This window comes from Roseovarius sp. (assembly GCF_965277045.1).
Taxonomy (GTDB): Bacteria; Pseudomonadota; Alphaproteobacteria; order Rhodobacterales; family Rhodobacteraceae; genus Roseovarius.
On the sequence record NZ_OZ255712.1, the window covers coordinates 3,884,017 to 3,908,534 of the forward strand.

At 63.4% G+C, this 24,518-nt stretch carries 25 protein-coding genes; 16 read left to right on the forward strand and 9 right to left on the reverse strand.

What is annotated here, in order from left to right:
* The first annotated feature begins 6 nt into the window (after positions 1-6).
* Both ACQY4V_RS19365 and ACQY4V_RS19370 read left to right on the forward strand, forming a co-directional pair.
* Positions 7-714 (forward strand): nucleotidyltransferase family protein, encoded by a 708-nt coding sequence (locus ACQY4V_RS19365; RefSeq protein ID WP_428514539.1) that lies wholly within the window; start codon positions 7-9, stop codon positions 712-714.
* Between the two features lie 111 nt (positions 715-825).
* Positions 826-1,374 carry a hypothetical protein gene (locus ACQY4V_RS19370; RefSeq protein WP_428514541.1) on the forward strand — a complete coding sequence of 183 codons (549 nt, stop codon included), beginning with the start codon at positions 826-828 and terminating at the stop codon, positions 1,372-1,374.
* A gap of 508 nt (positions 1,375-1,882) precedes the next feature.
* On the opposite strand, the gene ACQY4V_RS19375 is transcribed toward ACQY4V_RS19370, so the two are convergent.
* The 3 genes from ACQY4V_RS19375 to ACQY4V_RS19385 form a co-directional block, all read right to left on the reverse strand.
* Entirely contained in the window at positions 1,883-2,716 is an 834-nt protein-coding gene (locus ACQY4V_RS19375) for an alpha/beta fold hydrolase (RefSeq protein ID WP_428514543.1), read from the reverse strand.
* Positions 2,717-2,846: 130 nt separating this feature from the next.
* On the reverse strand, positions 2,847-3,050 hold the full coding sequence (locus ACQY4V_RS19380) for a hypothetical protein (RefSeq protein ID WP_144435619.1): 204 nt from the start codon (positions 3,048-3,050) through the stop codon (positions 2,847-2,849).
* 103 nt (positions 3,051-3,153) lie between these two features.
* Positions 3,154-3,936: an alpha/beta fold hydrolase gene (locus ACQY4V_RS19385; protein ID WP_428514545.1), complete on the reverse strand. Its 783-nt coding sequence runs from the start codon at positions 3,934-3,936 to the stop codon at positions 3,154-3,156.
* Between the two features lie 380 nt (positions 3,937-4,316).
* On the opposite strand from ACQY4V_RS19385, the gene ACQY4V_RS19390 reads away from it, so the two are divergent.
* Complete coding sequence (locus ACQY4V_RS19390) at positions 4,317-5,225, forward strand: LysR family transcriptional regulator (protein WP_428514547.1); 909 nt, start codon at positions 4,317-4,319, stop codon at positions 5,223-5,225.
* Positions 5,226-5,237: 12 nt separating this feature from the next.
* On the opposite strand, the gene ACQY4V_RS19395 is transcribed toward ACQY4V_RS19390, so the two are convergent.
* A complete protein-coding gene (locus ACQY4V_RS19395) occupies positions 5,238-6,143 on the reverse strand; it encodes a LysR family transcriptional regulator (RefSeq protein WP_428514549.1) in 906 nt (301 codons plus the stop codon).
* Positions 6,144-6,243: 100 nt separating this feature from the next.
* Between ACQY4V_RS19395 and wrbA the strand changes: the two genes are divergently transcribed.
* Positions 6,244-6,867 (forward strand): NAD(P)H:quinone oxidoreductase, encoded by a 624-nt coding sequence (wrbA, locus tag ACQY4V_RS19400; protein WP_428514551.1) that lies wholly within the window; start codon positions 6,244-6,246, stop codon positions 6,865-6,867.
* Between the two features lie 118 nt (positions 6,868-6,985).
* On the opposite strand, the gene ACQY4V_RS19405 is transcribed toward wrbA, so the two are convergent.
* The 3 genes from ACQY4V_RS19405 to ACQY4V_RS19415 all read right to left on the reverse strand — a co-directional run bounded on the left by ACQY4V_RS19405 (position 6,986) and on the right by ACQY4V_RS19415 (position 10,310).
* Positions 6,986-7,516 (reverse strand): Lrp/AsnC family transcriptional regulator, encoded by a 531-nt coding sequence (locus tag ACQY4V_RS19405; RefSeq protein ID WP_428514553.1) that lies wholly within the window; start codon positions 7,514-7,516, stop codon positions 6,986-6,988.
* Positions 7,517-7,692: 176 nt separating this feature from the next.
* Complete coding sequence (locus ACQY4V_RS19410) at positions 7,693-9,336, reverse strand: GMC family oxidoreductase (RefSeq protein WP_428514555.1); 1,644 nt, start codon at positions 9,334-9,336, stop codon at positions 7,693-7,695.
* Positions 9,337-9,530: 194 nt separating this feature from the next.
* Positions 9,531-10,310: an SDR family oxidoreductase gene (locus ACQY4V_RS19415; protein ID WP_428514557.1), complete on the reverse strand. Its 780-nt coding sequence runs from the start codon at positions 10,308-10,310 to the stop codon at positions 9,531-9,533.
* A 266-nt stretch (positions 10,311-10,576) separates the two neighbouring features.
* Here ACQY4V_RS19415 and ACQY4V_RS19420 point away from each other — a divergent pair, with 266 nt between their 5' ends.
* From ACQY4V_RS19420 to ACQY4V_RS19475, 12 genes are all read left to right on the forward strand, one after another.
* Positions 10,577-10,906 carry a nuclear transport factor 2 family protein gene (locus ACQY4V_RS19420; protein WP_428514559.1) on the forward strand — a complete coding sequence of 110 codons (330 nt, stop codon included), beginning with the start codon at positions 10,577-10,579 and terminating at the stop codon, positions 10,904-10,906.
* 447 nt (positions 10,907-11,353) lie between these two features.
* The gene (locus ACQY4V_RS19425; protein WP_428514561.1) at positions 11,354-11,902 is read left to right on the forward strand and encodes a helix-turn-helix domain-containing protein; all 549 of its coding nucleotides are present in this window, start codon (positions 11,354-11,356) and stop codon (positions 11,900-11,902) included.
* Between the two features lie 10 nt (positions 11,903-11,912).
* The gene (locus tag ACQY4V_RS19430) at positions 11,913-12,533 is read left to right on the forward strand and encodes a LysE family translocator (RefSeq protein WP_428514563.1); all 621 of its coding nucleotides are present in this window, start codon (positions 11,913-11,915) and stop codon (positions 12,531-12,533) included.
* Between the two features lies 1 nt (position 12,534).
* Positions 12,535-12,936 carry a GFA family protein gene (locus tag ACQY4V_RS19435; protein WP_428514565.1) on the forward strand — a complete coding sequence of 134 codons (402 nt, stop codon included), beginning with the start codon at positions 12,535-12,537 and terminating at the stop codon, positions 12,934-12,936.
* Positions 12,929-13,297: a GFA family protein gene (locus ACQY4V_RS19440; RefSeq protein ID WP_428514567.1), complete on the forward strand. Its 369-nt coding sequence runs from the start codon at positions 12,929-12,931 to the stop codon at positions 13,295-13,297. Before ACQY4V_RS19435 ends, ACQY4V_RS19440 begins: the two co-directional genes overlap by 8 nt.
* The gene (locus tag ACQY4V_RS19445) at positions 13,294-13,674 is read left to right on the forward strand and encodes a GFA family protein (protein ID WP_428514569.1); all 381 of its coding nucleotides are present in this window, start codon (positions 13,294-13,296) and stop codon (positions 13,672-13,674) included. Before ACQY4V_RS19440 ends, ACQY4V_RS19445 begins: the two co-directional genes overlap by 4 nt.
* 114 nt (positions 13,675-13,788) lie before the next feature.
* The gene (locus ACQY4V_RS19450) at positions 13,789-16,233 is read left to right on the forward strand and encodes a GcvT family protein (RefSeq protein WP_428514571.1); all 2,445 of its coding nucleotides are present in this window, start codon (positions 13,789-13,791) and stop codon (positions 16,231-16,233) included.
* A gap of 49 nt (positions 16,234-16,282) precedes the next feature.
* Positions 16,283-16,912, forward strand: a complete 630-nt coding sequence (locus ACQY4V_RS19455) for a LysE family translocator (RefSeq protein ID WP_428514573.1) — start codon at positions 16,283-16,285, stop codon at positions 16,910-16,912.
* Complete coding sequence (locus tag ACQY4V_RS19460) at positions 16,909-17,979, forward strand: alcohol dehydrogenase family protein (RefSeq protein WP_428514575.1); 1,071 nt, start codon at positions 16,909-16,911, stop codon at positions 17,977-17,979. Before ACQY4V_RS19455 ends, ACQY4V_RS19460 begins: the two co-directional genes overlap by 4 nt.
* Before the next feature lie 22 nt (positions 17,980-18,001).
* Positions 18,002-18,901, forward strand: a complete 900-nt coding sequence (locus ACQY4V_RS19465; protein ID WP_428514577.1) for a homocysteine S-methyltransferase family protein — start codon at positions 18,002-18,004, stop codon at positions 18,899-18,901.
* Entirely contained in the window at positions 18,898-19,572 is a 675-nt protein-coding gene (locus tag ACQY4V_RS19470; protein ID WP_428514579.1) for a hypothetical protein, read from the forward strand. The genes ACQY4V_RS19465 and ACQY4V_RS19470 overlap by 4 nt, the downstream gene beginning before the upstream one ends.
* A complete protein-coding gene (locus ACQY4V_RS19475; protein WP_428514581.1) occupies positions 19,565-22,015 on the forward strand; it encodes a GcvT family protein in 2,451 nt (816 codons plus the stop codon). Before ACQY4V_RS19470 ends, ACQY4V_RS19475 begins: the two co-directional genes overlap by 8 nt.
* 152 nt (positions 22,016-22,167) lie before the next feature.
* On the opposite strand, the gene ACQY4V_RS19480 is transcribed toward ACQY4V_RS19475, so the two are convergent.
* Both ACQY4V_RS19480 and kdsA read right to left on the reverse strand, forming a co-directional pair.
* Positions 22,168-23,664: a phosphomannomutase/phosphoglucomutase gene (locus tag ACQY4V_RS19480; RefSeq protein ID WP_428514583.1), complete on the reverse strand. Its 1,497-nt coding sequence runs from the start codon at positions 23,662-23,664 to the stop codon at positions 22,168-22,170.
* A gap of 10 nt (positions 23,665-23,674) precedes the next feature.
* Positions 23,675-24,517: a 3-deoxy-8-phosphooctulonate synthase gene (gene kdsA / locus ACQY4V_RS19485; protein WP_428514585.1), complete on the reverse strand. Its 843-nt coding sequence runs from the start codon at positions 24,515-24,517 to the stop codon at positions 23,675-23,677.
* Position 24,518 lies beyond the last annotated feature (1 nt).

Sequence of the window (24,518 nt, forward strand, 5' to 3'; positions counted from 1 at the left end):
GTCGACATGAAGGCGGTTATCCTCGCTGGCGGACAAGGTCTGCGGATGCGTCCCTATACCTCTATCCTGCCCAAGCCCTTGCTGCCGATCGGCGATCTGCCGATCATCGAGATCATCCTGCGTCGGCTGGAAAAGGCCGGGGTGACGGACGTCGTGATTGCGATCGGCTATCTTGGCAATCTGATTCAGACCTACCTGTCGCAAAACTCGATTTCAGAGCGCATGAGCATCACCTACCACCTCGAGGAAGAGCCCTTGGGCACCGCCGGGGCCATCGGCACGATCGCGGGCCTTGACGAACCATTTTTCGTGATGAACGGCGATCTTCTGTCGGATATCGATTTCAACGCCATGATGCAGCACCACTTGAACACGGGCGCCGACCTGACGGTCGGCGTTGTCACGACCGAGGTGCAGATCCAGCTTGGCGTTCTATCGCTTGGCGATGAAGACACAGTAATCGGATATGACGAGAAGCCAAAGATGTCTTACGCGGCAAGTATGGGAATCTATGTGTATTCGCCGCACGTGAAATCTTTGATCCATCCCAATGCGTACCTCGACGCTCCGTCACTCGTTTTGCGGCTCATCGAAAACGCGCACAAGGTGTCCGGTTTCACTCAGCCATGCCGATGGATAGATATCGGCAATCCGGGCGAGTACGAGCGCGCGCAACAGGAATTCGCAGAGAACCCGGAAGCGTTTCTTTCGTGATACCAACTTACGGGCGTTTTTCAGATCAATCGTGAGCTTGGACGCCAGGTGCTATCTATTGAACATAAGACAAATTCCACGCGCTTTCGCCCACTGGCCTGACCCGAATGTGTGCTCCGCATTGATTTTTATTGCATCATCGACCTGCGTTCCATTGGGGTGATGCTTTCCGACGCGAGCGGGCGATATCCTCAGAGCTCTGTCCTGGAATTGTCAGGGGAGCAGGTCACAGGCATTGTAGCTTTCGATGTAGCGTTTCTCTTAAGGGCTGTCTGGCAAAATGGGGGTGGTCTCGGCGCCAACAACCTCGATCCAGGAGCGTACGTACCCACCATTCGCAGCGACGGAAACTTCCCCAACGAAGCACCCGCGACCCAAATTCGAGTGTTGACACCAGCCATGAACTATTTGGATCGAAGTGCCGCGATAGAATTCGAGACTTGGCGCAATGAGCATCAGCGTCCCACCTGTATGTTCAGCTTCAACGTGTCAGTTCTCGAGCCATCAGAGTCTTCAACCGTCATCTGGTTGCGCGACGTGGAGGCGCAGGCTGAAATAGGTGCAGTACGTTATTTCATAGACCGCCTTTGCGACGAAATCGCCCTAACCGGGGCTTGGGGATTTGAATATAGCTGTGACAGTTTCACAAACTGCGTTTGAGGTGCCCCTAGTTTCCTAGACACCTGCCTGGTTTAGTTTGTGCTGCCTGTTTCCGAAGTCAATGGGCGACAGCATGCCGTTGTTCGTGTGTTTTCGTTTCGGGTTGTAGAAATCTTTCATTTGGTTTCCCTGTGCCTAGGGAACACATGGCGCGGAATGTTTCGGGGAAGTTAATGCCGCGAAAGCACGCTCGAAACTCTGAACGGGTCGATATGAATGGGCGGAGAGCCGACATTTGCTGCACCTAGCTCCAACGTCCGACATGCATGTAAAAGTGCTGTCGATCAAATGTAGAACGGTAGGTACAGCCTGTCTGGATGCCATCGGTCAGTTGAAGTGGGAGTTTCTAGTGCTTTTCCGGAACCGATTGGTGGCTCAAAGTCACATCGTTTCAATGAATGGGCTCAATACGGGTTGAACTTGCAATAGCTTCCCCCGGGAAGAGACGGGGGAAGCTTGGAAGGCGAGGCCTGCGCTGGCGCGTTTTGCGCCAGATTGGTACGGTTCGTTAACTGGACTGCAAGAAGTCCAAGATGTCCGTGTTGATCGTTTCAGCCATCGTCGCCGCCATGCCATGAGAGGCGCCGTCATAGACCTTGAGCGTCGCGTTCGGCATGATCTCGACCGTCCTTGAGGCAGAGGACTTTATGGGCACGACCTGATCGTCGCTGCCATGCATCACCAGCGTCGGCAGTTGGATCGCCTTGAGGTCCTCGGTAAAGTCGGTTTCGGAGAAGGCCTTGATGCAGTCGAAATGCGCCTTGGCACTGCCCTGCATCCCCTGCCGCCACCAGTTGCGGATCAAGCCTTCGCTGACCTCCGCGTCCGGGCGGTTGAAGCCGTAGAACGGGCCTGATGCCACGTCGAGGTAGAATTGCGGCCGGTTCGCGGCAAGTGCCTCGCGGAAGCCGTCGAACACGTCCAGCGGCGTGCCGTCGGGGTTGCTGTCCTTCTTCACCATGACCGGCGGCACGGCACCGATCAGGACCAGCTTCGAGACGCGCCCGGGCTTGGCGCGGGCGGCGTAGTGCACGACCTCGCCACCGCCGGTGGAATGGCCCACATGCACGGCTGCCTTGAGGTCCAGCGCGTCCGCCAGGGCGATGACATCGGCGGCATAGGTGTCCATCTCGTTGCCGGTTTCGGTCTGTTCCGAGCGCCCGTGCCCGCGCCGGTCGAAGGCGATGACGCGAAAGCCCTTGCCGAGGAAATAGAGCATCTGGGCATCCCACTTGTCGGCCGTCAGGGGCCAGCCGTGGTGGAACACGATGGGTTGCGCGTCGCGCGGGCCCCAGTCGCGGTAGAAGATCTGCGTGCCGTCGTCGGCGGAAATGTAGGTCATGGTCTGAGGTCCTTGGTTGGAAGGTGATGTTTCGGCCCGCAGGCCGGAAGCCGTCAGCAGCGGTGTGGACGCTGCAATCAGCAGGCCCGTGCCGCCGGCAATCGCGCAGCGACGGGTGAGCCGGATTGGTTCAGGTCCGGACATGGCGTTTTCCCGATATGATCAACTGACACGGGTCGGATTTGGGCAGCTTGCAGGTACGGTTCGCCTGAACGTGACCACCGATGAAACTGTCTACATTGACGATCCATGAGGCGACGGCGACGGCCGCGACCGAGATGAGGAACAGGATCGCGCTCCAGGAGAGTATAGATTTCACTTTCAGATGGGACATGGTGTGGCTCCATTGCCGGGGTGATTTCCCCAAGTGAGATTTTTGGTTGAGCAGATTGCGGGTTCATGCGGCGAGGCGGGCCCCGCCACACGCGCTTGCTAATTCAGCTTCCGCCGGAGGCGCGGGCGGCCTCATCGATCACGTCGGCGACCTCATCCGGCTTGGTCAGAAAGACGACATGGCTGCCGGGCACGTCGACGGACACAGCTCCGATCCGGTCGGCGGTGTGGCGCAGCAGTTTCGGGTCGATGGCCTTGTCCTCGGTTGCGATCACGGCCCAGCTCGGCTTTTCCTTCCATGCGGCGTGCTTCACCGGCGTTCCGAAGATATCCATGTTGATGGGCACCTGGCTGTCCCGAAGGAAAGCTGCGTCCGCATCGGCTGTATCGCCGGCAAAGCCGGTCTTGAACTCTTCGAGGTTGACGAAGCCGAACCCGTCATCGCCGGTCTCGATGATGAATTCGGGCGGGGCGGGGATGTCGGCGAACTGGTCGCCCGTGGTCTCGCCCACGTCTGGGGCCAGCGCGGAGACGTAGACGAGGCCTGCAACCTTGGGGTTGATGCCCGCCTCGGTGATGACCGTTCCGCCATAGGAATGCCCTACGAGGATCGATGGACCGTCCTGACGGTCAAGGATGCGGTCGGTGGCAGCCACGTCATCTGCGAGAGAGGTCAGCGGGTTCTGAACGATGCTGACACGGTAGCCGCGCGCGGTGAGGATGTCGTACACGCCGCGCCAGCCCGACCCGTCTGCAAAGGCGCCGTGAACGAGGACGACGGATTTGACCGGCTGTTCAGACGGGATCGTCTCTTGCGCGTTTGCGCTGGTCGTGATGGTCGCGGCGGCGGCAGCGGCGGCGACAGCAGTTCTGAGTTTCTTGGACATTTGAATGTTCCTTTGGTTGATATTGGCAGAAGTCCATAAAGGCCGTGGGAGGGCGGCTTTCCGGTCTTTTTTACTGGATGGCATCCCTGTCGCAGGCGTCGGCATCGTAGCGTTTTGACGCTGATGGGTGCTTGCAACTTTGGCGTATGGTTTGCTGGATACGCTGCAACATGATTGAAGATTGGCGTTTTTTCGGCCAAGGCTTACCCAATATTTGAAAGAATTTTTCATGTCCGGCTCGCTCGAATCAGCGCCGGTTCGGGTAAGCTTTTGTGCTGTCTGCTCCTTTCGGTCAGTTGATGCGTGACCGTAAATTATGCTTTTGACGGCGTTTTGATAATTAGGATAAAGTGAGATGTTGAATTACGGAATTCAGGACAATGAAAAACTACAAGCTGACCGACTTCGATGCCGTTCTCGCGATCAGCCGCAGAGGATCGTTCCGGGCCGCGGCCCTCGATATGGGCATGTCGACGAGCGCGCTCAGCAATGCGATTTCCAAGCTGGAAGGACAGCTGGGCGTGCGCCTGTTCAATCGCACGACGCGCAGTGTCTCACTGACGGAGGCGGGGCACAGGTTCGTCGATCAGGTCAGCCCGGCGGTGCGGGATATCCACCAGGCTCTGGACACGGTCCGATCGCAACAGGAAACACCTTCCGGCACCGTGCGTATCAACACCTTCGTCACCGCTGCGCAGGAGATTCTTGAACCACTGATCCTGGAGTTCCTCAAGCGGTTTCCCCAAGTTCAGGTCGATCTCGTGACCGAAGGGAGTCTTGTGGACATCGTGGCGGACGGGTTCGATTTCGGGGTGCGCAGCAAGACCCTCGTGCCGTCGGACATGATCGCGATCCCGCTGGGGCCCGCGCGGCGACACGCCGTGGTGGCCGCGCCGTCCTATTTCTCGAACCGGGATGTGCCGCGCGTTCCGGCCGACCTGAAGGCGCATACCTGTATTCGCGTCCGCCTGCCGAACGGCGCGCTGTATCGCTGGCAGTTCGAATCCGAAGGCCAGCCGGTGCATGTGGACGTGGACGGGCCACTGACCCTGGATGAGGCCAGCCTGGCGCGCACCGCGGTCCTCGATGGCGTGGGCATCGGCTATTTCATGGAGTCGAACGTGCGTGCGGATATCGCGGCGGGCCGACTGGTGCGGATCCTCGACGATTGGACCCCGCCGGTTGCGCCGCTGTGCCTGTATTACCCCAGCCGGCGCAACCCGCCGGCCGCTTTCAAGGTCTTCGTCGACCTTGCGCGCGAGCTGGCGCGCTCGGCGCGGGCGGTGTGAAGGTCGGTCCGGCTATCGCCGGAATGGGGCGATGGCGAAGGCGCGGGCAAGGTGGTCAATGAAGGCGCGAAGCGCCGAGGCCCTTGCGGTGTCGCGTGAGAACACGGCGTAGATCGTGCCCTCGACCGTCGAGATGTCGGGCAAGACCCGCATCAGCTCGCCGCTTGCAATATCCGCCATACAGGCATGTTCGGGCAGCAGGGCGACGCCCAGCCCCCTGATTGCAGCGTGCCGCAGAGTGGCGATGTCGCTCGTGACCAGCCGCGGGGAGACGTCGATGGTATGGGCTGTGCCATCCCGGTCGAAAAGCTCCCATACGCGGTTGTCGCCACGCAGGCACAGGGTCGGGACAGCCTGCAAGTCCCGAGGCGTCAGCAGTTGGCCCGTACCGGCAAGGGACGGCGCGGCAACAAGAATGCCACGCGACAGGCCGAGCCGCCGCACGACGTGAGAGGCGCCGGCCTCGACCTGCGACCGCGCGCGGATCGTGATATCCACATCGTCCCTGACAAGGTCCAGCGGGCCCGCCATCGCGACCAGTTCGATCCGGACCCTGGGAAAGTCGGTGAGGAAATCGGCGATGACATCATCAAGCAGATCATCCAACAGCCCCGGCGGGCACCCGACGCGGACGCGGCCCGACGGCCCGTCGCTGTCGCTGGCCGCGCGCCGGGCGGCATCGAAGGCGTCGACCATGGTCTTGCCGTGATCCGCCACGATCCGGCCGATTTCGGTGGGCCGCATGTTGCGAGTCGTCCGCTCGAGCAGGCGCACGCCCAGATCCTGCTCCAGCCGTGCGATGGCCTTGCTGAGGGTGCTTTTGGGAATGCCAAGATCCCGGGCGGCGGCGGCAAACGAGCCTTTGTCGACGACTTTCCTGAAGCGGGCGAGATCATCGAGGCTGGGCGTCTTAGACATGTGATTGTCCATCCGGGCAGACAGTGAAACGAAATCTGACGCCGTAGTGCAGACGGGTGCGCGCACATAGCTTTCCATGCGTCAAACAAAGGAAAGCGACATGACAGATCAAGATCCCGTCCGGCTGGCAATCGTCTATTACAGCAGTACCGGCAACACATTCACGATAGCACAGGAAATCGCCGCCGGCGCCGAAAAGCTCGGCGCCGCGGTCAGGATACGGCGGGTGGCGGAATTGGCACCCGACGCGGCAATAGATGCCAACCCGGCATGGCGAAAACACCTTGAGACAACGCGTGAAGTTCCCGTTGCCACCCACTCGGATCTGGAATGGGCGGATGGCTTCGTTTTCGGCACGCCGACGCGTTTCGGCCTGCCGGCGGCGCAGTTGAAGCAGTTCCTGGATACCTGCGGCGGTCTGTGGATGAACGGAAAGCTGACCGACAAGGTCGTGAGTGCCTTCACGGGAGCCGGGAACGTTCATGGTGGGCAGGAATCCACCCTTCTGGCGCTGCACAACGTGTTCTATCACTGGGGCGCGATCATGGTGCCTCCGGGATATACCGATCCGGCGATCCATGCCGCCGGGGGAAACCCGTACGGCACCAGCTTTACGGACGGACAAGGTGCGCCCCTTCCCGAGGCGACGTTGCGTGCGGCTCGGCACCAGGGGGGCCGGATGGCCACATGGGCGCAGGCGGTGCGTCGGGCCAGGGCGGCGTGACGGTGCGCGTGCGATCCGGTGGCCGCCGAGTCGCCAGGGGTGCGTGCAACAGGGGCGGGTCATGCCGCCCCTCGGGTCCGACCGCATCTGGCTGGGACGCGAGCCACGGGTGGCTCTGTCAGAATGCCAGGGGCGCGTTGTCTTTGACCTCTTTCAGTACGAAGAAAGTGCGGATCTGGCGAACGCCCGGCAATGTGATGAGTTTGCGGCCGTGCAACAGGTTGAAACCTTCCATGTCCCGTGTCCTGATCTTGAGCAGATAGTCGAAATCCCCGGCGACGAGGTTGCAATCCAGGACCTCTTTCATACTTCCGACGGTCTTTTCGAACTCGGAAAAGCTTTCGGGTGTGGACCGGTCGAGCACGACGCCGACCATCACAAGCGTCCCCAACCCCACGCTGGACGGAGCTATCTGCGCGCGGGCGGCCGTGATGTATTTCTGTTCGATCAGACGTTGGGTGCGGCGGTGGCATGTCGCGGCGCTGACGTTCACCAGCCGAGCCAGGTCTGAATTGGCCATCCGGGCATCTTTCTGAAGCGCACGCAGAATGTTTCGATCGATCCGATCGAGGTCCGGGCTGAAAGGATCTTCCGGCATTGTTCTGGTTTCCGCAGCTGTCGGGCGTTCTGGTGCGCCTTGCTGCATCATCTAAGGCACAGTTCCGGATTCGAAGAAAGCAGGTTGTCGGTGCGTGGCCATGCGGCATGGGGGCGATGTGTGCTGGCGCAGACCGGACTCAGGCGGTGTCATCGTCCGCTTGATCTGGAAGCGCCGGATCATGCGGACCGAGGGATGTCGTGCCCCCGATCCGCGTCGATTTTGGTTCATGCCCTGGTTGCGAGGGGCTGTTCGGCGCGAGTCAGACTGTGTCGCTGGCGGATCATGTCCGCGGCACGCTCTCCGATCACCACGCAGGGGGCCATCGTGTTGCCGGTGGTGATGCGAGGCATGGTCGAGGCATCAGCGATGCGCAGGTTGTCGATGCCGTAGACCTTGAGCTGATGATCGACGACCGACGTCTCGTCCCGTCCCATCTTGGCGGTGCAGGACTGGTGCCAATAGGTGACCGCCGATTTGCGGATGAAATCGGCCATCGCCTTGCGATTCCGGCTGCCAGGCGCGACCTCCTGCCGGACGAGCGGACTAAAGGCCGCGTGGTTTCCGATCTCGCGGCACATCTCGACGGCGGTAAGGGCGGTTTTGAGGTCCTCGGGTTCGCTGAGCGCATTCGGCTCGATAAGGAGCGGATCGTCGGCATCTGGCCCCGACAGCCGCAGGCGGCCCCGGCTTTTCGGCTGGGCCAGGCCCGCGAACATGGTCCAGCCATAAGGCGGCGTGTCGATGCCCGTTTCCTCTGGGGCGGGCACCGGGAATTCGAGCTGGCATTGCAGGATATCGGGCTGTTTGAGGCGCGCAGAGCTTTGCCAATAGAGCGTCGCCTCACATCCACCGCCGCCGACGCCCTCGGGCTTGTGATAGGCCCAGGTGCAGCCGAAGGCGAGGTGGTCCTGGTGGTTGCGGCCGACGCCGGGAAGGTCGCGCACGATCGGGATGCCATGTGCGGCAAGCTCTTCCTTGGGGCCGATGCCGGACTGCAATAGCACCTTCGGCGTCTGGATGGCGCCGAGCGACAGGATTGTCTCGCAGCGTGCCCGGATCTGCCGGGGCTTGCCGTCGAGCAGGACTTCGACGCCTATGGCCGACGTGCCATCCAGCAGGATGCGGGAGACGAGGGCGCCAGTCAGAACGGTCAGGTTGGGCTGGTGCATCACGCGGTGCGTGTAGGAGCGGAACACCGACTGGCGCCGGCCGTCGCGGATGCGGAGATCAGCGATAGCGGCCCCGCCGGGGCCTTCCATCATCGCCCCGTTCGGGCTGTCGAAGACCGGGATGCCCATGTGCCCGGCAGCCTCGAGCATCGCGCAGGCGACGGGCTGGGGCGAGGCGGGTTGTTCGACGTGGACAGGGCCGCCCGTGCCACGCCGTTCGGGGTCGGGTGTGCCCTGCCAATCCTCGATGCGGCGGTAATAGCCAAGGATGGACTTGTACCCCCAGGCGGGATCGCCGGATTCGGCGGCGAAGTGATTCCAGTCTTCTTTGTGGCCCCGGGCCCAGACCATGACGTTGATGCTCGATCCACCACCCAGGCCTTTGCCCATGCTGAGCGGAAGCCTGCGGCCATTGAGGGTCGGGCTGGGTTCGCCCGAGAAGCCCCAGTCGCGCTCGCTGCCGAGGTTCAGGGGCCAAAGGGCCGGGTTGGTGACCGTGTCTGCCGTGTCGTCGCCACCGGCCTCGAGCAGGAGAACGCTGACGTCCGGCTGTTCGGCCAGCCGGGCCGCGACGACCGAGCCGCTGGACCCGGCGCCACAGACGATGAAGTCGTATTCGGATCGAAGCGCTTGGCGCAGGGCTTTCTGGTTGTCCAAGACGGCGAGGTCGTGCCGAGTCAGGGTCGGATCGGTGTCCATGCAGGATTCTCCGTGGGATGGCTGTGTTGATGTCGAAAACGGTTTGGTCGAGATGACGTGGTTGCTGCGGCACACCGCGAACAGACCACCGTTGGTGGTTTCACCGTTCACCGGAATGGACGATGCAACGCCGCAAGTTGGCCATGCGGCCCGACGCCGGAATCATGGTGTCCGACGCGGCAAGGGGCAGGCGCTCAGACTGTCGGAACTGTCCCGCCGTCGATAGTGTACTCGGTCCCCGTGATCGTGGCCGCGCGGTCTGACGCCAGGAAGGCGATCAGGCTGGCGATCTCCTGGGGTTTTGTCGGGCGGCCTATGGGGATGCCTCCAAGCGACTGCATGATGAGTAGCTTGCCACCCTCGTAGTCGGTTCCTTGCTCCTCTGCGAGGCGCTGGGCGAGACGCACCGATGCCTCGGTCTCGATCCAGCCGGGAGAAACGCGCAGGACCCGGACGCCTTTCGGAGAGACCTCCTTGGATAGGCTCTTGCTGTAGGCCGAAAGAGCGGCTTTGGCGGCGGCATAGGCTGTTGTGGCCTCCGGCAGAGGCAGGACGCGCTGGATCGAGGTGACGTGGATGACGACACCGTGACCTTGGGCCACCATTTCGGGCACCAGCAACCGGTCGAGCCGGACCGAAGGAAAGAGGTTCAGATCGAGTTCCATTTGCCATTGATCGTCATCGAGTGCCGCGTGGCCGCCGCCCGGCGCGGATGACCCGCCGACCATGTGGACGATGATGTCGATGCCGCCCAGTTCTGCCCGGACCGCATCGGCAACCGTCTTGCAGCCTGCGGGTGTCGTCAGGTCTGCGGCGACGAATGAGTCTGAATTCATCCGCTCAGGGCGCGAGCGCGCGGTCGTCAGAACCTTTGCGCCGAGCGTTTGCAGCAGTTCGACAGTCGCGGCTCCGGCACCTTGGGTGCCCCCGGTCACGAGTGCGCGCTTACCAGTCAGATTGAGAAAATCGGTCATGATCTGAGCTCCAGATTTATTGCTGAATGTTGCTTTCTGGAAAATTTAAGGGACGTCGTGTGTTTAGAAAACATGGATTAAATGGCACGCGCTATCTTGAAATTCGGGATAATGTGCGAGGGAGGTCCGGCAGACTGATTATCCCGAATTCTGGAATTCCACGTGTTGTTTTATCCCTATTATCGAATTTTCATCCTCACTTAGATTATCTGTTGGCGCGGCGGTCAGAGGGTTGTCGCGCCTTGGACCGCAACAGGAGAATGATGATGAAACTCGAACTACCGGCAGTGATCGCCCAGTACTTCTCGGCCGACAAAAAGGGCAACGCGCAGGCGATAGCGGAATGCTTTACCGATGACGCGATCGTTGTCGATGAAGGCAATACGTACAAGGGTCGGGAGGCGATCCGGCAGTGGATGTCCAACGCCTCAACGCAATACACCTATACCGTGGAACCATTCTCGCTGACCGAGGAAGGCGGTCGTACTATCGTAACCAGCCATCTCGTCGGCAATTTTCCGGGGAGCCCGGTCGATCTGCGGTATCTGTTCCGTCTGGAAGGAGACAAAATAGCCGAGTTGGAAATAATTCCCTGACGCGACTTGTTGCCCGGAGCGGTACCACCGAACGCCGTGGAATTGGGGGGCCGGTCGTGATGCCTGTACTGGATTGGAGATGACCGAACCTTCGCAACATATACCATGAAGGACCGCTCTGGGCCGAGAGCCGCCCGACACTCTATATGCCGGGCGGGTGCGGGACCTACGAAGTCAAACCTCTTGCCGATCCGCGATCCATTCAGAAATCGTGCTGTGGCGCTGATGTGATTTTGCCATGATAGTATCCTCCGTTTTATATACGTTCTAACGTGGCACTTCCCGGGTCACTCCGGGACGTGCTGAAACATAAGATACCCCTCCGGCGGGCGTATTTCGGGTGCAGTGAAATTTTGATTGATTTTTTCACGAGACTCGCGCAGCGTGAAAATTGACGGAAGAATTTCACGGGAAGAGTGCCCTTTGGAACAGAGCCAGATTTCCGCCATGCGCAGCCTCGGGGCCGATCTGCGGGCCTTGCGCAAGGCGCGGGGGTTGACGTTGAGCGATATGGCGCAGGCGTTGGGCCGGTCGGTGGGCTGGCTGAGCCAGGTGGAGCGGGACCTGTCCGAGCCGTCGATTTCCGACCTGCGGGCGATTGCGGGCGCGTTCGACGTGCCGATGTCGTTCCTGTTCGCCCATGCCAGCGCCCCGGCGGAAGAGCAGGGCATCATCGTGCGCGAGGGCTCGCGGCGGCGGATGGGGTCGAGCGAGGAAGGGCTGCTCGAGGAATTGTTGTCGCCGGACCTGAGCGACGATTTCGAGGTGATCCACTCCACGTTCCGGCCCGGATCGAAGATGCAGCGCCCCGCCACGCGGCCGACGCAGGAGGTGGGCTACGTCGTGTCCGGGCGGCTGGACCTGAGCATTGGCGGACAGGAGTTTACCGTCGGGCCGGGAGACAGTTTCCGTATCCGGCACGAGACCTATGCTTGGGCGAACCCTTATGACGAACCGTGCGTCGCGATCTGGGTGATCGCGCCGCCGGTCTATTGAGGGGGATGGCATGAGCCTGGAAGGATGGACCGTTTTCGCGCTCTTCTGGGTGGTGTTCGTGACCACGCCGGGGCCGAATGCGGTCAATTGCATCACCAACGGCATGACGCTGGGGTTTCGCCGCAGCCTGTGGGGGGTGGCGGCAATCCTGACGCAGGCGGCGCTGTTCCTGACGCTGTCGGCGGCGGGGGTGACGGCGCTGATCGCGGCTTCACCGCAAGCGTTCCAGGTGGCGAAATTCATCGGGGCCGGGTTCCTGATCTATCTCGGGATACGTGGCTGGATCATGGTGCGGGGCCGCGTGGTGGTGGCCGAACCGGACGGGCGCGGCATCTACTGGCGGGCCTTTGCCATCGCCACGATCAACCCCAAGAGCGTGGCGGGATACCTCGCGGCGTTCAGCCAGTTCGTGCAGCCGGACGTGCCGATCTGGAGCCAGATGTGGGTGATCTTTCCCACGGCCCTGAGCCTGACCGCGCTGAGCTACATCGGATATACCGTGCTTGGCGCTGGGCTGGGCCGCGCGGCGCTGGGGGCGGTGTTTAACGTGTGGCTGCGCCGAGGGCTGGCGACGTGTTTCGTGGTTTACGGCGTATTGCTGGGCGCGGCTTCGACGCCGGGGAGGGCGTGAGATGATCAAGGGCGCGTGCCTGTGCCGAGCGGTGGCGTTCCGGCTGGAGGGCAAGGCCAGGGACATCCTGGGGTGCCATTGCGGGCAGTGCCGCAAGCAGTCGGGGTTTTACTGGGCCGCGACCTCGGTGGCGGACGAAGGGCTGGTGATGGAGCGCGACGATGGGCTGGCCTGGTTCCAGTCCAGCGAGACGGCGCGGCGGGGGTTCTGCAGGATTTGCGGGTCCGGCCTGTTCTGGAAGCCGGAGGATGCGCCGCGCACGGTGGTTGCCGCCGCATCGCTGGAGCCGGAGCATGGGCTGAAGATGACGGCGCATGTCTTTCTGGAGGACAAGGGCGATTATTACGAAATCGGCGACGGGCTGCCGCAGTTCGAGCGGTTCAGTGGAGGTGAGAATGCTTGAGGGAAGTTGTCTGTGCGGGAATGTCCGGTTCAACGTGACGGGCGTGCCGCAGGGGGTGTCGGCCTGTCATTGCGGGCAGTGCCGCAAACAGTCGGGGCATGTGTGGTCCTCGGCCTATGTGCCGGAGACGGACCTGGAGATCACCGGCGAGGTGACGTGGTACGAGGCGACGCCGCAGGCCAAGCGGGGCTTCTGCGCGACCTGCGGGGCGTTCCTGTTCTGGAAGGCGCATGACGAGGACACGATGAGCTTTGCCCTGGGGGCGCTGGACGGACCTACGGGGCTGCGGCTGGAGAAGCATATCTTCACCGCCGACAAGGGCGATTACTACGAGATCGCGGACGGGGTTCCGCAGAAATGATCACCGGGTCCTGTCTGTGTGGCGCGAACGCCTTCGAGCTTGACCGTGAAGCCGGGCCGGTGACGGCGTGCCATTGCGGTCAGTGCCGGAAGTATTCGGGTTTCCACGCCGCCAGCGTGGACGTGGACGATGTGCCACTGCGCTGGGTCCGGCAGGGGTACGTGACGCGGTTCGTCCATGACAGCGGCGCGGTGCGCGCCTTTTGCGGAGGCTGCGGCACGAAGCTGTGGTTCGAGGATCCCGAGGGCTGGACGAGCCTGGAAGCCGGGTTGATCAACGCGCCCTCGGGCGGGGCGATGGCGGGGCATATCTTTGTCGCGGACAAGGGCGACTATTACGACATCGCGGACGGGTTGCCGCAAACGAGGCAGGCGTGAGCCGGGACGTGCCCTGGTGCGTCGTTGGCCGGGCTGCCGGGGCGGTCACTGCGGACGGGAATGATGGAAAACGGGCGGCGCGCTGGTGGCCGTCTTACTTGGGAGGCAAGAATTATGGCTGATCTGCCGACAAAGGCGAAAGTGGTCATCATCGGCGGGGGCGTCGTGGGGTGCTCGGTGCTCTATCACCTGGCGAAGAAAGGGTGGAGCGACTGCGTTCTCCTGGAGAAGAACGAGCTGACCGCGGGGAGCACGTGGCACGCGGCGGGGAACGTGCCCACGTTCTCGACCAGCTGGGGCATCATGAACATGCAGCGGTACTCGACCGAGCTTTATGCCCGGCTGGGGGACGAGGTCGACTATCCGATGAACTATCACCAGACCGGGTCGATCCGGCTGGCGCATTCCAGGGAGCGGATGCAGGAGTTCGAACGCGCCCGCGGCATGGGCAGGCACCAGGGGATGGACCTGGACATCCTGACGCCCGACGAGATCAAGGCGCGGTATCCGTTCATCGAGACGCATGACATCGTGGGCGCGCTCTATGACCCGAACGACGGCGATATCGACCCCGCGCAGGTGACGCAGGCGCTGGCCAAGGGCGCGCGGGACATGGGTGCGACGATTGCGCGGTTCTGCCCGGCGACGGGCGTGACGCCGGACGGTGACGGCTGGATCGTGCATACCGGCAAGGGCGATATCGCCTGCGACTACGTGGTGAATGCGGCCGGGTATTATGCCCAGACGGTGGGCGAATGGTTCAAGCCCTATGGCGGGCGGACCGTGCCGATGATGGTGATGAGCCATCAATACGTGCTGACCGACGAGATCCCCGAGATCGAGGCGCATTCAAAGGAAACGGGCCGCAAGCTGCCGCTGTTGCGGGACGTGGACGTGTCCTATTACTTCCGGCAGGAAAAGCACGGGTTCAACATCGGACCTTACGAACCGAATTGCCGGGCGCATTGGGTCGAGCCATCGGATCCGATGCCGGAGGATTTCAGTTTCCAGCTTTGGTCGGACGACCTGGAGCGGATCGAGGATATCGTGGCGGATTCCATGGAGCGTGTGCCGGTGGCGGCCACGGCGGGGATCAGCCGGATCATCAACGGACCGATCCCCTATGCGCCCGACGGGCTGCCCCTGCTGGGGCCGATGCCGGGAGTGAAGAACGCGTTCGAGGCGTGCGTCTTTACTTTCGGGATTGCGCAGGGGGGCGGCGCGGGCAAGGTGCTGGCCGAGTGGATCGTGGACGGCGCGACAGAGTGGGACATGTGGGCGGTCGATCCGCGCCGATATACCGACTACACCGATCACGACTACTGCGTGGCCAAGGGGATGGAGGTCTATGGCAACGAATACGCCATGCATTTCCCGTGGCATGAATGGCCCGCCGGGCGCGACAAGAAGCTTTCGCCAAACCACGGCAAGGTACTGGAACTGGGCGGCGTGATGGGGGCGTATAATGGCTGGGAGCGGGCGAACTGGTTCGCCCAACCCGATGATGATACGTCTGAGGAAAGCACGCATACGTGGAACCGCAAAGGACCGTGGGAGCAGCGCATTCGCGAGGAATGCGAGGCGGTGCGCGATGCCTGCGGCGTACTGGACCTGCCGGGGTTCTCTCGCTTCCGGGTGCAGGGTGCGGGGGCCGACGACTGGCTGCGGGGTTTCGTGACCGGGGGGCTGCCCAAGGTGGGGCGGATGAACCTGGTTTACGTTGCCAACGCGAAAGGCCGGATCGTGACGGAGTTTTCCTGTATCCGGCTGGCGGAGAATGACTTCGTTCTGATCACCGCGGCGACGGCGCAGTGGCATGACGGCGAACTGGTTCGCAACAGCGTGCCGCAGGGCGTGACCGTGACGGAGACGACGCGCGAGCGGTCGGCGTTGCTGGTGGCGGGGCCGAAGAGCCGCGAGGTGCTGGCTGGCATCAGCGATGCGGATCTGGAGGCCGGGTGGCTGAGCCATCAGCACTGTACGGTGGCGGGGCGGCCCGCGTTCCTGATCCGGGTGAGTTTCACCGGCGAGCTGGGCTGGGAAGTTCATGCCGAGAACGCGGAGATGCCGGCGATCTACGAGGCCATTCTGGAGGCAGGGGCGAAGCCCTTCGGGATGTATGCACTGAACAGCTTGAGGATCGAGAAAGGGTATCGGGCGTGGAAGGGCGACCTGAGCACGGATTACTCGATGCTGGAGGTCGGGCTGGAGCGGTTCGTAAAGTTCGACAAGGACCACGATTTCACCGGCAAGGCGGCGCTGCTGGCGGAGAAACAACAGGGCCGGAAGAAGGCCTTTGCGCCGCTGATCATCGACGCGGGAGAGGCGGATGCGCCCTACATGTCGACGATCTGGAGCGGGGACGAGATCGTGGGCGAGACGACGAGCGGCGCCTGGGGCTACCGGGTGAATGCCAGCGTGGCGCTGGCGATGCTGCGGACGGACGTGGCAGAGGCTGGCACGGAGCTGGAAGTGGAGATCTATGGCGAGCGGCGCAAAGCGGTCGTGCAGCCGGATCAGCCGCTTTGGGATCCGGAGAATGCTAGACTGACGGCATGAGCTAGAGGTCCCGGGTCAAGCCCGGGACGGGAACGCGAAAGGACGAAGGATGAGCATCGAGACCTACCTGATTTATCTTGGCGTCCTGGCGGCGTTTTTCCTGACGCCGCCGGATACGAGCCAGTTGCTGATCATTTCCAACAGCCTGCGGCACGGGCTGCGCCGGTCCTTGGCGACGGTTGCGGGCGACCTGAGCGCCAACGCGGTGCAGATGACGCTGGCGGCCTTTGGCCTGACGGCGGTGATCGCGGCGAATGCCGATGCGCTGTGGGTCGTGAAATGGGCCGGGGTGGCGTACCTGGTCTGGATCGGGTTGCGGCTGATGCTGACGCGGGGCGCGTCCGAGGCACCGGAGGCGGTGGCGACGGGGCGGCTTTTCCGGCAGGGCTTTGTCACCTCCTCGGCCAACCCCTATGCGGTGGTGTTCTTCGGGGCGCTCTTTCCGCAGTTCATCGACGCGGGTGCGCCGATCCTGCCGCAATTGCTGGTGCTGGGCGTGACCTACCTGGTGGTGGACGGTCTTGTGCTGCTCTTGTGGGGCTGGGCGGCGACACGGACGCTGGGGCGTGTGAAGGCGCTGACGGGGGTGTGGATCAACCGTGTCTCGGGTGCGCTGATGGTCGGGGCGGCGGTGCTCTTGGGGCTGAAGGACCTCGACAGGGGTACGGCGGCACGATGACCCTTCCCGAGACCATGTCCGGCGTTTACCTGACCCGTCACGGCGGGCCCGAGGCGCTGGAGTGGCGCGAGGATATTCCGGTTCCGCGGCCTGGACCGGGAGAGGCGCTGGTGCGGGTGCTGGCGGCGGGGGTGAACAACACCGACATCAACACGCGCGAAGGGTGGTATTCGGCGGATGTGACAGGCGCGACCGGAGAATTGCAGGACGGCGTCGAGGCGGGCGGCTGGTCCGGGGCGCTGGACTTTCCGCTGATCCAGGGCGGTGACCTGTGCGGTGAGGTCGTGGAGCTGGGTGAAGGCGTAAGCGCGGTGGCAAAGGGGATGCGGGTGATCTGCCCGATCAACCAACCGCGTCCGACCGACGACAACCCGGTGGGGTTCGAGGCGCTGGGCTCGGAATATGACGGGGCGTTCGCGCAATATTGCGTGGTGCCGGAGGGAGATTTGTTCGATGTCAGTGACGCGCCGTTGAGCGACGTGGAACTGGCGGCGATCCCCTGCGCCTTTGGCACGGCGGCGGGGCTGCTGGACCGGGCCGGGGTTGCGGCCGGGCAGAAGGTGTTGATCACCGGCGCCTCCGGTGGCGTAGGGTTGGCGGCGGTGCAACTGGCCACGGCGCTGGGGGCGGAGGTGACCGGCGTGGCCTCGGCACCCAAGGCCGAATGCGTGCGTGACGCGGGCGCGGTGGCGGTGATCGGGCGGGACGATGTGCCGCCCGCCGATACCTTTCACGCGGTGATCGACCTGGTGGCAGGGCCGGGCTGGGGCGCGCTGATCGACGCGTTGCGGCCGGGCGGGCATTACGCGGTGGCGGGGGCCATCGCGGGGCCGGTGGTGGAGGCGGACCTGCGGCGCATCTATTTGCGGGATATCACGATCCACGGCTGCACCTTCCAGTCGCGCGCGGTCTTTTCCCGGCTCGTCGAGATGGTGCGGCAGGGCGCCGTGAAGCCGCTGATCGCCAAGACGTTTCCGATGCGAGAGATTGACAGGGCGCAGGAAGAGTTCATGTCGAAGCGGCATGCCGGGAAGCTGGTGCTGATCCCGGACGGCATCGACATCTGAACACGGGCGCGAAAGGAAAGACATGGCACAGGTAACGCTGTTGGACGGCTCGATCGGACAGGAATTGGTGAAACGGTCCGGCGACCGGGCGACGCCGCTGTGGTCGACCCAGGTGATGATCGACCATCCCAAGCTGGTGGGCGAGGTGCACCTGGAATACTTCGCCGCCGGCGCCACGGTGGCCACGACCAACACCTATGCGGTGTTGCGCGACCGGCTGGAGCGGATCGGGTTGCAGGACCAGATCGGGAAGCTGACCGACACCGCGGTGCGGGCCGCGCGCCGGGCCCGGGCGGCGAGCGGTGGAAAGGGCCGTGTGGCCGGGGCCATCGGGCCGCTGGTGCAGTCCTACAAGCCCGAGACCTGCCCGCCCCCTGCCGAGGCCGCGAAGATGTATGCCGAGCCGGTCGGTTTGATGAAGGACCACGTGGACCTGTTCCTGCTGGAGACGATGTCGTCGGTGGACCAGGCCGAGGGCGCGCTGAGGGCCGTGACGGGGCAGGGCCTGCCGGTGTGGCTGGCGGTGAGCGTGGACGATCACGACGGCACGCGCTTGCGCTCGGGCGAGCCGGTGGAGGCGTTGGCAAAGACCGTGGCCAAGCATGCGCCGGACGCGGTGCTGGTGAACTGTTCGCGCCCCGAGGCGATTGGGGCAGCATTGGAGGTCATCAAGGGGTTCGGCGTGCCGTTCGGCGCCTATGGCAACGGGTTCTCGGAGATCAGCGAAGGGTTTTTGGGCGATGCGCCCACCGTTGACGCGCTGGAACAGCGCAAGGACATGGGGCCGCTGGATTATGCCGAATATGTCATGGGCTGGGTCGGGCAGGGGGCGACCATCGTCGGTGGATGCTGCGAGATCGGCCCGGCGCATATTGCCGAGATCGCGCGATGCTTGCAGGCGGCGGGGCACGAGATCGTATGACCGACGCCACGCTTCCCCCCGGCATGGTCCCGGCAAGCGGGCGCTTCCGCTATGAGGCCAAGGAGTTCGGGCGGCTGGATTTCGAGGTGAGCCATGCGAAGTTCGTCCTGTGGAAGACGTTCGAAAACGAACAGGAGGCCGAGGGCGTCCAGCTGAATATCATGGTCGCGGCGCGCGCGCAGGAAATCCCGGACGAAAGTGACGACGCTGAGATGGCGTACCTTCTGGAACCGGCGATCACCGTGGAATGGCTGACGATCAGGGAGGCCGACCTGGCCAGCCGGGACCGGGCCGCGCTGGACGGTGTGACGGTCGACTTCGACTGGAACCGAACGCCCGATGTGCCGGAGGCGCCGGCGGCGATCCAGGAGGGATCATTCGGGTCGACGGATGTGCTGAAACTTTCGCTGAGCCATGTGCCGCCGGATCGGTACCGCTTGCAGGTGCAGGCCAGGGACGAGTTCGGGCGCGCCTGCGAGATCGACGCCGATCTGCCGCTGTTCGAGATCGGGGCCAGCAACTTTTCGATGTCGCGGCCACGGGCGGTCGAGGACTGGCTCGACCGGCATTTCGAGCGCGATGACTTGCACGTCGAGTGGCGCACGGTGGGGCCGATGACCAACCAGTGGCAAAATCTTTACGCCTCGTTCAAGGAGACAGGGAATGAGTGACCTTCCGAAGCACGCCCGCGTGGTGATTATCGGCGGCGGTGTGGTGGGCTGTTCTGTGGCCTATCACCTGGCCAAGCTGGGCTGGCAGGATGTGGTGCTGCTGGAACGCAAGCAGCTGACCAGCGGCACGACATGGCACGCGGCGGGGCTGATCGGGCAGCTGCGGGCAAGTGCCAACATGACGAAGCTGGCGCGGTATTCGGCGGAGCTGTATCGTGGGCTGGAGGAAGAGACAGGCGTGGCGACGGGCCTGCGGCAGGGCGGGTCGATCTCGGTCGCGCTGACGGCGGAGCGGCGCGAGGAGCTGAACCGGCAGGCGGCCATGGCGCGGGCTTTTGGCGTGCCGGTCGAAGAGCTTTCACCGAAAGAAATCAAGGAGAGATACGGGCATATCAACCTCGATGGCGTGACCGGGGGTGTCTGGTTGCCGACCGACGGGCAGGCCGACCCGGCGAATATCGCGCTTGCGCTGGCCAAGGGCGCGCGGCAGAACGGGGCGCTGGTGAAGGAACGGGTGAAGGTCACCGGCATCGCGCGAGACGGCCGCTGGGTGACGGGCGTGGACTGGGCCGCCGACGCGGGCGGAGAGACCGGCCATATCGCCTGCGACATGATCGTGAATTGCGCGGGCATGTGGGGCCATGAGGTGGGGCGCATGGCGGGCGTGAACGTGCCGCTGCACGCGTGCGAGCATTTCTATATCGTGACCGAGGGCATCGACGGGTTGGGGCAGTTGCCGGTGCTGCGGGTGCCGGACGAATGCGCCTATTACAAGGAAGACGCGGGCAAGATCCTGCTGGGCGCGTTCGAGCCGAACGCCAAGCCTTGGGGGATGAACGGCATTCCCGACAGTTTCGAGTTCGACCAGCTGCCCGAGGATTTCGACCATTTCGAGCCGATCCTGGAGGCGGCGGTCAACCGTATGCCGATGCTGGCGGAGGCGGGGATTCATACGTTCTTCAACGGGCCGGAGAGTTTCACGCCGGATGACGCGTATCATCTGGGCCTTGCACCCGAGATGGACAATGTGTGGGTCGCGGCCGGGTTCAACTCGATCGGTATTCAGAGTGCCGGGGGCGCGGGGCACGCATTGAGCCAGTGGATGGACAGCGGCAGGAAGCCGTTCGATCTGGGCGACGTGGATATTGCCCGTATGCAGCCGTTCCAAGGGAACCGGCATTACCTTTTTGAGCGGTCGAAGGAGACGCTGGGGCTGCTGTACGCCGATCACTTTCCATACCTGCAAAAGCGCACGGCGCGGGGGGTGCGGCGGTCGCCCTTCCATCATCACCTGCTGAAGCAGGGCGCGGTGATGGGCGAGATCGCCGGGTGGGAGCGGGCGAACTGGTTCGCCAAGAACGACCAGGAGCGGGAGTACCGCTATGGCTGGGGGCGGCAGAACTGGTTCGAGAATGCCGCGGCCGAGCATCATGCGATCCGCACCGGCGTGGGCATGTACGACATGTCGAGCTTCGGCAAGATCCGGGTCGAGGGGCCGGATGCGGAGGCGTTTCTGAACCATATCGGCGGCGGTGACTATTCGGTACCGAATGGCAAGATCGTCTATACCCAGTTCCTGAATGACCGAGGTGGGATCGAGGCGGACGTGACGGTGACGCGGCTGAGCGAGACGGCGTATCTGGTGGTGACGCCGGCGGCGACGCGGTTGGCGGACCAGACCTGGATGGCGCGGAACAGGGGCGATTTCAACGTCGTGATCACCGATGTGACGGCAGGCGAAGGCGTGCTGGCGGTGATGGGGCCGGACGCCCGGAAACTGATGCAGGCGGTCAGCCCGAATGATTTTTCCAACGCGGCGAACCCGTTCGGCACGGCGCAGGAGATCGAGCTGGGCATGGGGCTGGCCCGGGTGCACCGGGTCAGCTACGTCGGCGAGCTGGGCTGGGAGATTTACGTTGGTGCCGATATGGCGGGGCATGTGTTCGAGACGCTATACGAGGCGGGGCAGGCGCATGGGCTGAAGCTTTGCGGGATGCACATGATGGATTCGTGCCGGATCGAGAAGGGTTTCCGCCATTTCGGGCATGACATCACCTGCGAGGATCATGTGCTGGAGGCCGGGCTGGGTTTTGCGGTGAAGACCTCGAAACCATCGTTCATCGGACGTGATGCGGTACTGCGCAAGAAGGAGGCGGGGCTGGCCAGGCGACTGGTGCAGTTCCGGCTGACCGATCCCGAGCCGATGGTCTATCATAACGAGCCCGTGCTGCGGGACGGGGAGATCGTGGGCTACCTCAGTTCGGGAGCGTATGGTCATCACCTGGGTGGGGCGATCGGGATGGGTTATGTGCCTTGCGCCGGGGAAAGCGCCGAGCAAGTGCTGGCCTCGAGCTATGAGATCGACGTGGCGGGCACGCGGGTGAAGGCGGAGGCGTCATTGCGTCCGATGTACGACCCGAAATCGGAGCGCGTGAAGGTTTGATGCCTTCGGCGAGGGTATTCTATAACGGATGAGAGGCAGGCGGCTTTCGCTGTTGCGGAAAAACTCCGGGTGTTGGGGGCTGGCCCCCAATTCAACCTGAGTTTTGGGGCTGGTCCTCGATCAACGAAGACAGCGTGGCGCAGCCAATTCGCCTAGATTGTCTGGTCGTACTCGCCGACCGATGGTTCGGTACGGATGACGGTGTCGATCTCGGCGAAGATGGCGCGCATTTCCTCGTCGGACGTGGCGCTTTCGCAGACCACGACGAGGTTGGGGGTGTTGGACGATGCACGCACCAGGCCCCAGCTGCCGTTTTCGAGAATGACCCGCGCGCCGTTAACGGTGACGACCTCCTTAATGGGCTGGCCGGCGAAGGTGTCGCCCGCCTCATGCTTGGCGACGAGTTTCTGCACCAGCCGGTCGAGCACCTGATATTTCTCGGTATCGGGGCAATGGGGAGACATGGTGGGGGTCGACCATGTGGTGGGCAGGGCGCGGCGCAGGTCGGACATGGACATGTCGGGGTTGCGGTCCATCAGCTTGCAGATCTCGACCGCGACTCGCATGCCGCAGTCGTAGCCGCGCCCCACCGGCTCGGCCAGGAAGTAGTGGCCGGATTTTTCGAACCCGGCGAGCGCGCCCAGTTCCTTGACCCGGCGTTTCATGTGGCTGTGGCCGGTTTTCCAGTAGTCGGCTGTCACGCCGTTCTTCTGCAGCTCGGGGTCAGCGGCGAAGAGGCCGGTGGATTTGACGTCGGCCACGAAGGTGGAGTTGGGGTGCAGCTTGGAAAGGTCGCGGGCCATGATGACGCCCATCTTGTCGGCGAAGATCTCTTCGCCCTCGTCATCGACCACGCCGCAGCGGTCGCCGTCGCCGTCGAAGCCGAGGGCGAAGTCGGCGCCGCTCTCCTTCACTGAGGCGGCCATGTCGTGCAGCATTTCCATGGCTTCGGGGTTGGGGTTGTAGTTGGGGAAGGTGTAGTCGAGCCTGTTGTGCGAGGGGATGACCTCGACGCCGAGACGCTTGAACAGCTCGGGCGCGAAGGCCGACGCGGTGCCGTTGCCGGTGGCGCAGACGACGCGCAGCTTGCGGGACATGCGGAAGTCGCCGACGAGGTCGTCGAGATAGGCTTCGCGCACGCCCTCGACGAATTCGTAGCCGCCGCCCGAATGGGGCTCGCCCTCGCCATTCAGGACGATGTCGCGCAACTCTCCCATCTCGTCGGGACCGTGGGTGAGGGGGCGGTCGAAGCCCATCTTGACCCCGGTCCAGCCGTTCGGGTTGTGCGAGGCGGTGACCATGGCGACGGCGGGTACGTCGAGGTGGAACTGCGAGAAGTATGCCATGGGCGAGAGCGCCGGGCCGATATCCTTGACGTGGATGCCGGCCTGCATGAGGCCGACGATGAGCGCGTTCTTGATCGAGAGCGAATAGTCGCGGTAGTCGTTGCCGACCGCGATCACCGGGTCGATGCCACGACGGCGCATCTGGGTGCCGAGGCCGAGGCCGAGGGCGGTGATGCCGGGCAGGTTGATTTCGTCGGGGTATTTCCAGCGGGCGTCGTATTCGCGGAACCCGGTGGGCGTGATCATCGGATCGCGGAGGAATTCCCAGGTGTTCTGGGTCACGTCGGCAGCGGGTTTGGTCACGGAAATACCTTTACGTTGGATCAATGCGGCAGGGGTGTTCCTTGGCGAGCTTGTCGAATTGCATGAGGCTCTGCAAGAGGGCGGGCATCTGATCCAGCGGGATCATGTTGGGGCCGTCGGAGGGCGCGGTGTCCGGCGCCTCGTGGGTCTCGATGAAGACGGCGGCGATGCCCAGGGAGACTGCGGCGCGGGCCATGACGGGGGCGAACTCGCGCTGGCCGCCGGAACTGCCGCCCTGGCCGCCGGGCTGTTGCACGGAATGGGTGGCGTCCATCACCACCGGATAGCCGGTGGCGGCCATCTGGGGCAGGGATCGCATGTCGGCCACAAGGGTGTTGTAGCCGAAAGAGGTGCCGCGTTCGGTCAGAAGGATGCGGGTGTTGCCTGTGCTTTCGACCTTCGAGATGACGTTGGGCATGTCCCAGGGGGCGAGGAACTGACCCTTCTTGACGTTGATCGCGGCGCCGGTTTCGCCCGCGGCCAGCAGCAGGTCGGTCTGCCGGCAGAGAAAGGCGGGGATTTGCAGGATATCGACCACATCGGCCGCGGGCGCGCATTGGTCGGGCAGGTGAACATCCGTCAGGACCGGCACGCCGAGCGCGTCCTTGACCGACTGGAGCGCTTTCAGCCCTTCGTCGATGCCAAGGCCGCGCTTGCCTGTAACAGACGTGCGGTTTGCCTTGTCGAAGGACGCCTTGAAGACATACTGCGCGCCGGCGGCGGCGCAGGACTCTTGCATCTGGCCCGCGATCATCTGGGCGTGATCGGCGCTTTCCAACTGGCAGGGGCCGGCGATGACGGTGAGTGGCGCGTCGTTTCCGACGCGCAGGTCTGCGATTTCAACTGTTTTCATG

Excerpts from the sequence above, each read along its gene's own strand:
- ACQY4V_RS19380 (WP_144435619.1), bottom strand. The coding sequence starts at position 3,050 with ATGTCCCATCTGAAAGTGAAATCTATACTCTCCTGGAGCGCGATCCTG.
- ACQY4V_RS19465 (WP_428514577.1), top strand. The coding sequence starts at position 18,002 with ATGGCACAGGTAACGCTGTTGGACGGCTCGATCGGACAGGAATTGGTG.
- ACQY4V_RS19455 (WP_428514573.1), top strand. The coding sequence starts at position 16,283 with ATGAGCATCGAGACCTACCTGATTTATCTTGGCGTCCTGGCGGCGTTT.
- ACQY4V_RS19365 (WP_428514539.1), top strand. The coding sequence starts at position 7 with ATGAAGGCGGTTATCCTCGCTGGCGGACAAGGTCTGCGGATGCGTCCC.
- wrbA (WP_428514551.1), top strand. The coding sequence starts at position 6,244 with ATGACAGATCAAGATCCCGTCCGGCTGGCAATCGTCTATTACAGCAGT.
- ACQY4V_RS19410 (WP_428514555.1), bottom strand. The coding sequence starts at position 9,336 with ATGGACACCGATCCGACCCTGACTCGGCACGACCTCGCCGTCTTGGAC.
- ACQY4V_RS19375 (WP_428514543.1), bottom strand. The coding sequence starts at position 2,716 with ATGACCTACATTTCCGCCGACGACGGCACGCAGATCTTCTACCGCGAC.
- ACQY4V_RS19445 (WP_428514569.1), top strand. The coding sequence starts at position 13,294 with ATGATCACCGGGTCCTGTCTGTGTGGCGCGAACGCCTTCGAGCTTGAC.
- ACQY4V_RS19425 (WP_428514561.1), top strand. The coding sequence starts at position 11,354 with ATGCGCAGCCTCGGGGCCGATCTGCGGGCCTTGCGCAAGGCGCGGGGG.
- ACQY4V_RS19450 (WP_428514571.1), top strand. The coding sequence starts at position 13,789 with ATGGCTGATCTGCCGACAAAGGCGAAAGTGGTCATCATCGGCGGGGGC.
- ACQY4V_RS19405 (WP_428514553.1), bottom strand. The coding sequence starts at position 7,516 with ATGATGCAGCAAGGCGCACCAGAACGCCCGACAGCTGCGGAAACCAGA.
- ACQY4V_RS19430 (WP_428514563.1), top strand. The coding sequence starts at position 11,913 with ATGAGCCTGGAAGGATGGACCGTTTTCGCGCTCTTCTGGGTGGTGTTC.
- ACQY4V_RS19385 (WP_428514545.1), bottom strand. The coding sequence starts at position 3,936 with ATGTCCAAGAAACTCAGAACTGCTGTCGCCGCCGCTGCCGCCGCCGCG.
- ACQY4V_RS19440 (WP_428514567.1), top strand. The coding sequence starts at position 12,929 with ATGCTTGAGGGAAGTTGTCTGTGCGGGAATGTCCGGTTCAACGTGACG.
- ACQY4V_RS19470 (WP_428514579.1), top strand. The coding sequence starts at position 18,898 with ATGACCGACGCCACGCTTCCCCCCGGCATGGTCCCGGCAAGCGGGCGC.
- ACQY4V_RS19435 (WP_428514565.1), top strand. The coding sequence starts at position 12,535 with ATGATCAAGGGCGCGTGCCTGTGCCGAGCGGTGGCGTTCCGGCTGGAG.
- ACQY4V_RS19395 (WP_428514549.1), bottom strand. The coding sequence starts at position 6,143 with ATGTCTAAGACGCCCAGCCTCGATGATCTCGCCCGCTTCAGGAAAGTC.
- ACQY4V_RS19415 (WP_428514557.1), bottom strand. The coding sequence starts at position 10,310 with ATGACCGATTTTCTCAATCTGACTGGTAAGCGCGCACTCGTGACCGGG.
- ACQY4V_RS19475 (WP_428514581.1), top strand. The coding sequence starts at position 19,565 with ATGAGTGACCTTCCGAAGCACGCCCGCGTGGTGATTATCGGCGGCGGT.
- ACQY4V_RS19420 (WP_428514559.1), top strand. The coding sequence starts at position 10,577 with ATGAAACTCGAACTACCGGCAGTGATCGCCCAGTACTTCTCGGCCGAC.
- ACQY4V_RS19460 (WP_428514575.1), top strand. The coding sequence starts at position 16,909 with ATGACCCTTCCCGAGACCATGTCCGGCGTTTACCTGACCCGTCACGGC.
- kdsA (WP_428514585.1), bottom strand. The coding sequence starts at position 24,517 with ATGAAAACAGTTGAAATCGCAGACCTGCGCGTCGGAAACGACGCGCCA.
- ACQY4V_RS19390 (WP_428514547.1), top strand. The coding sequence starts at position 4,317 with ATGAAAAACTACAAGCTGACCGACTTCGATGCCGTTCTCGCGATCAGC.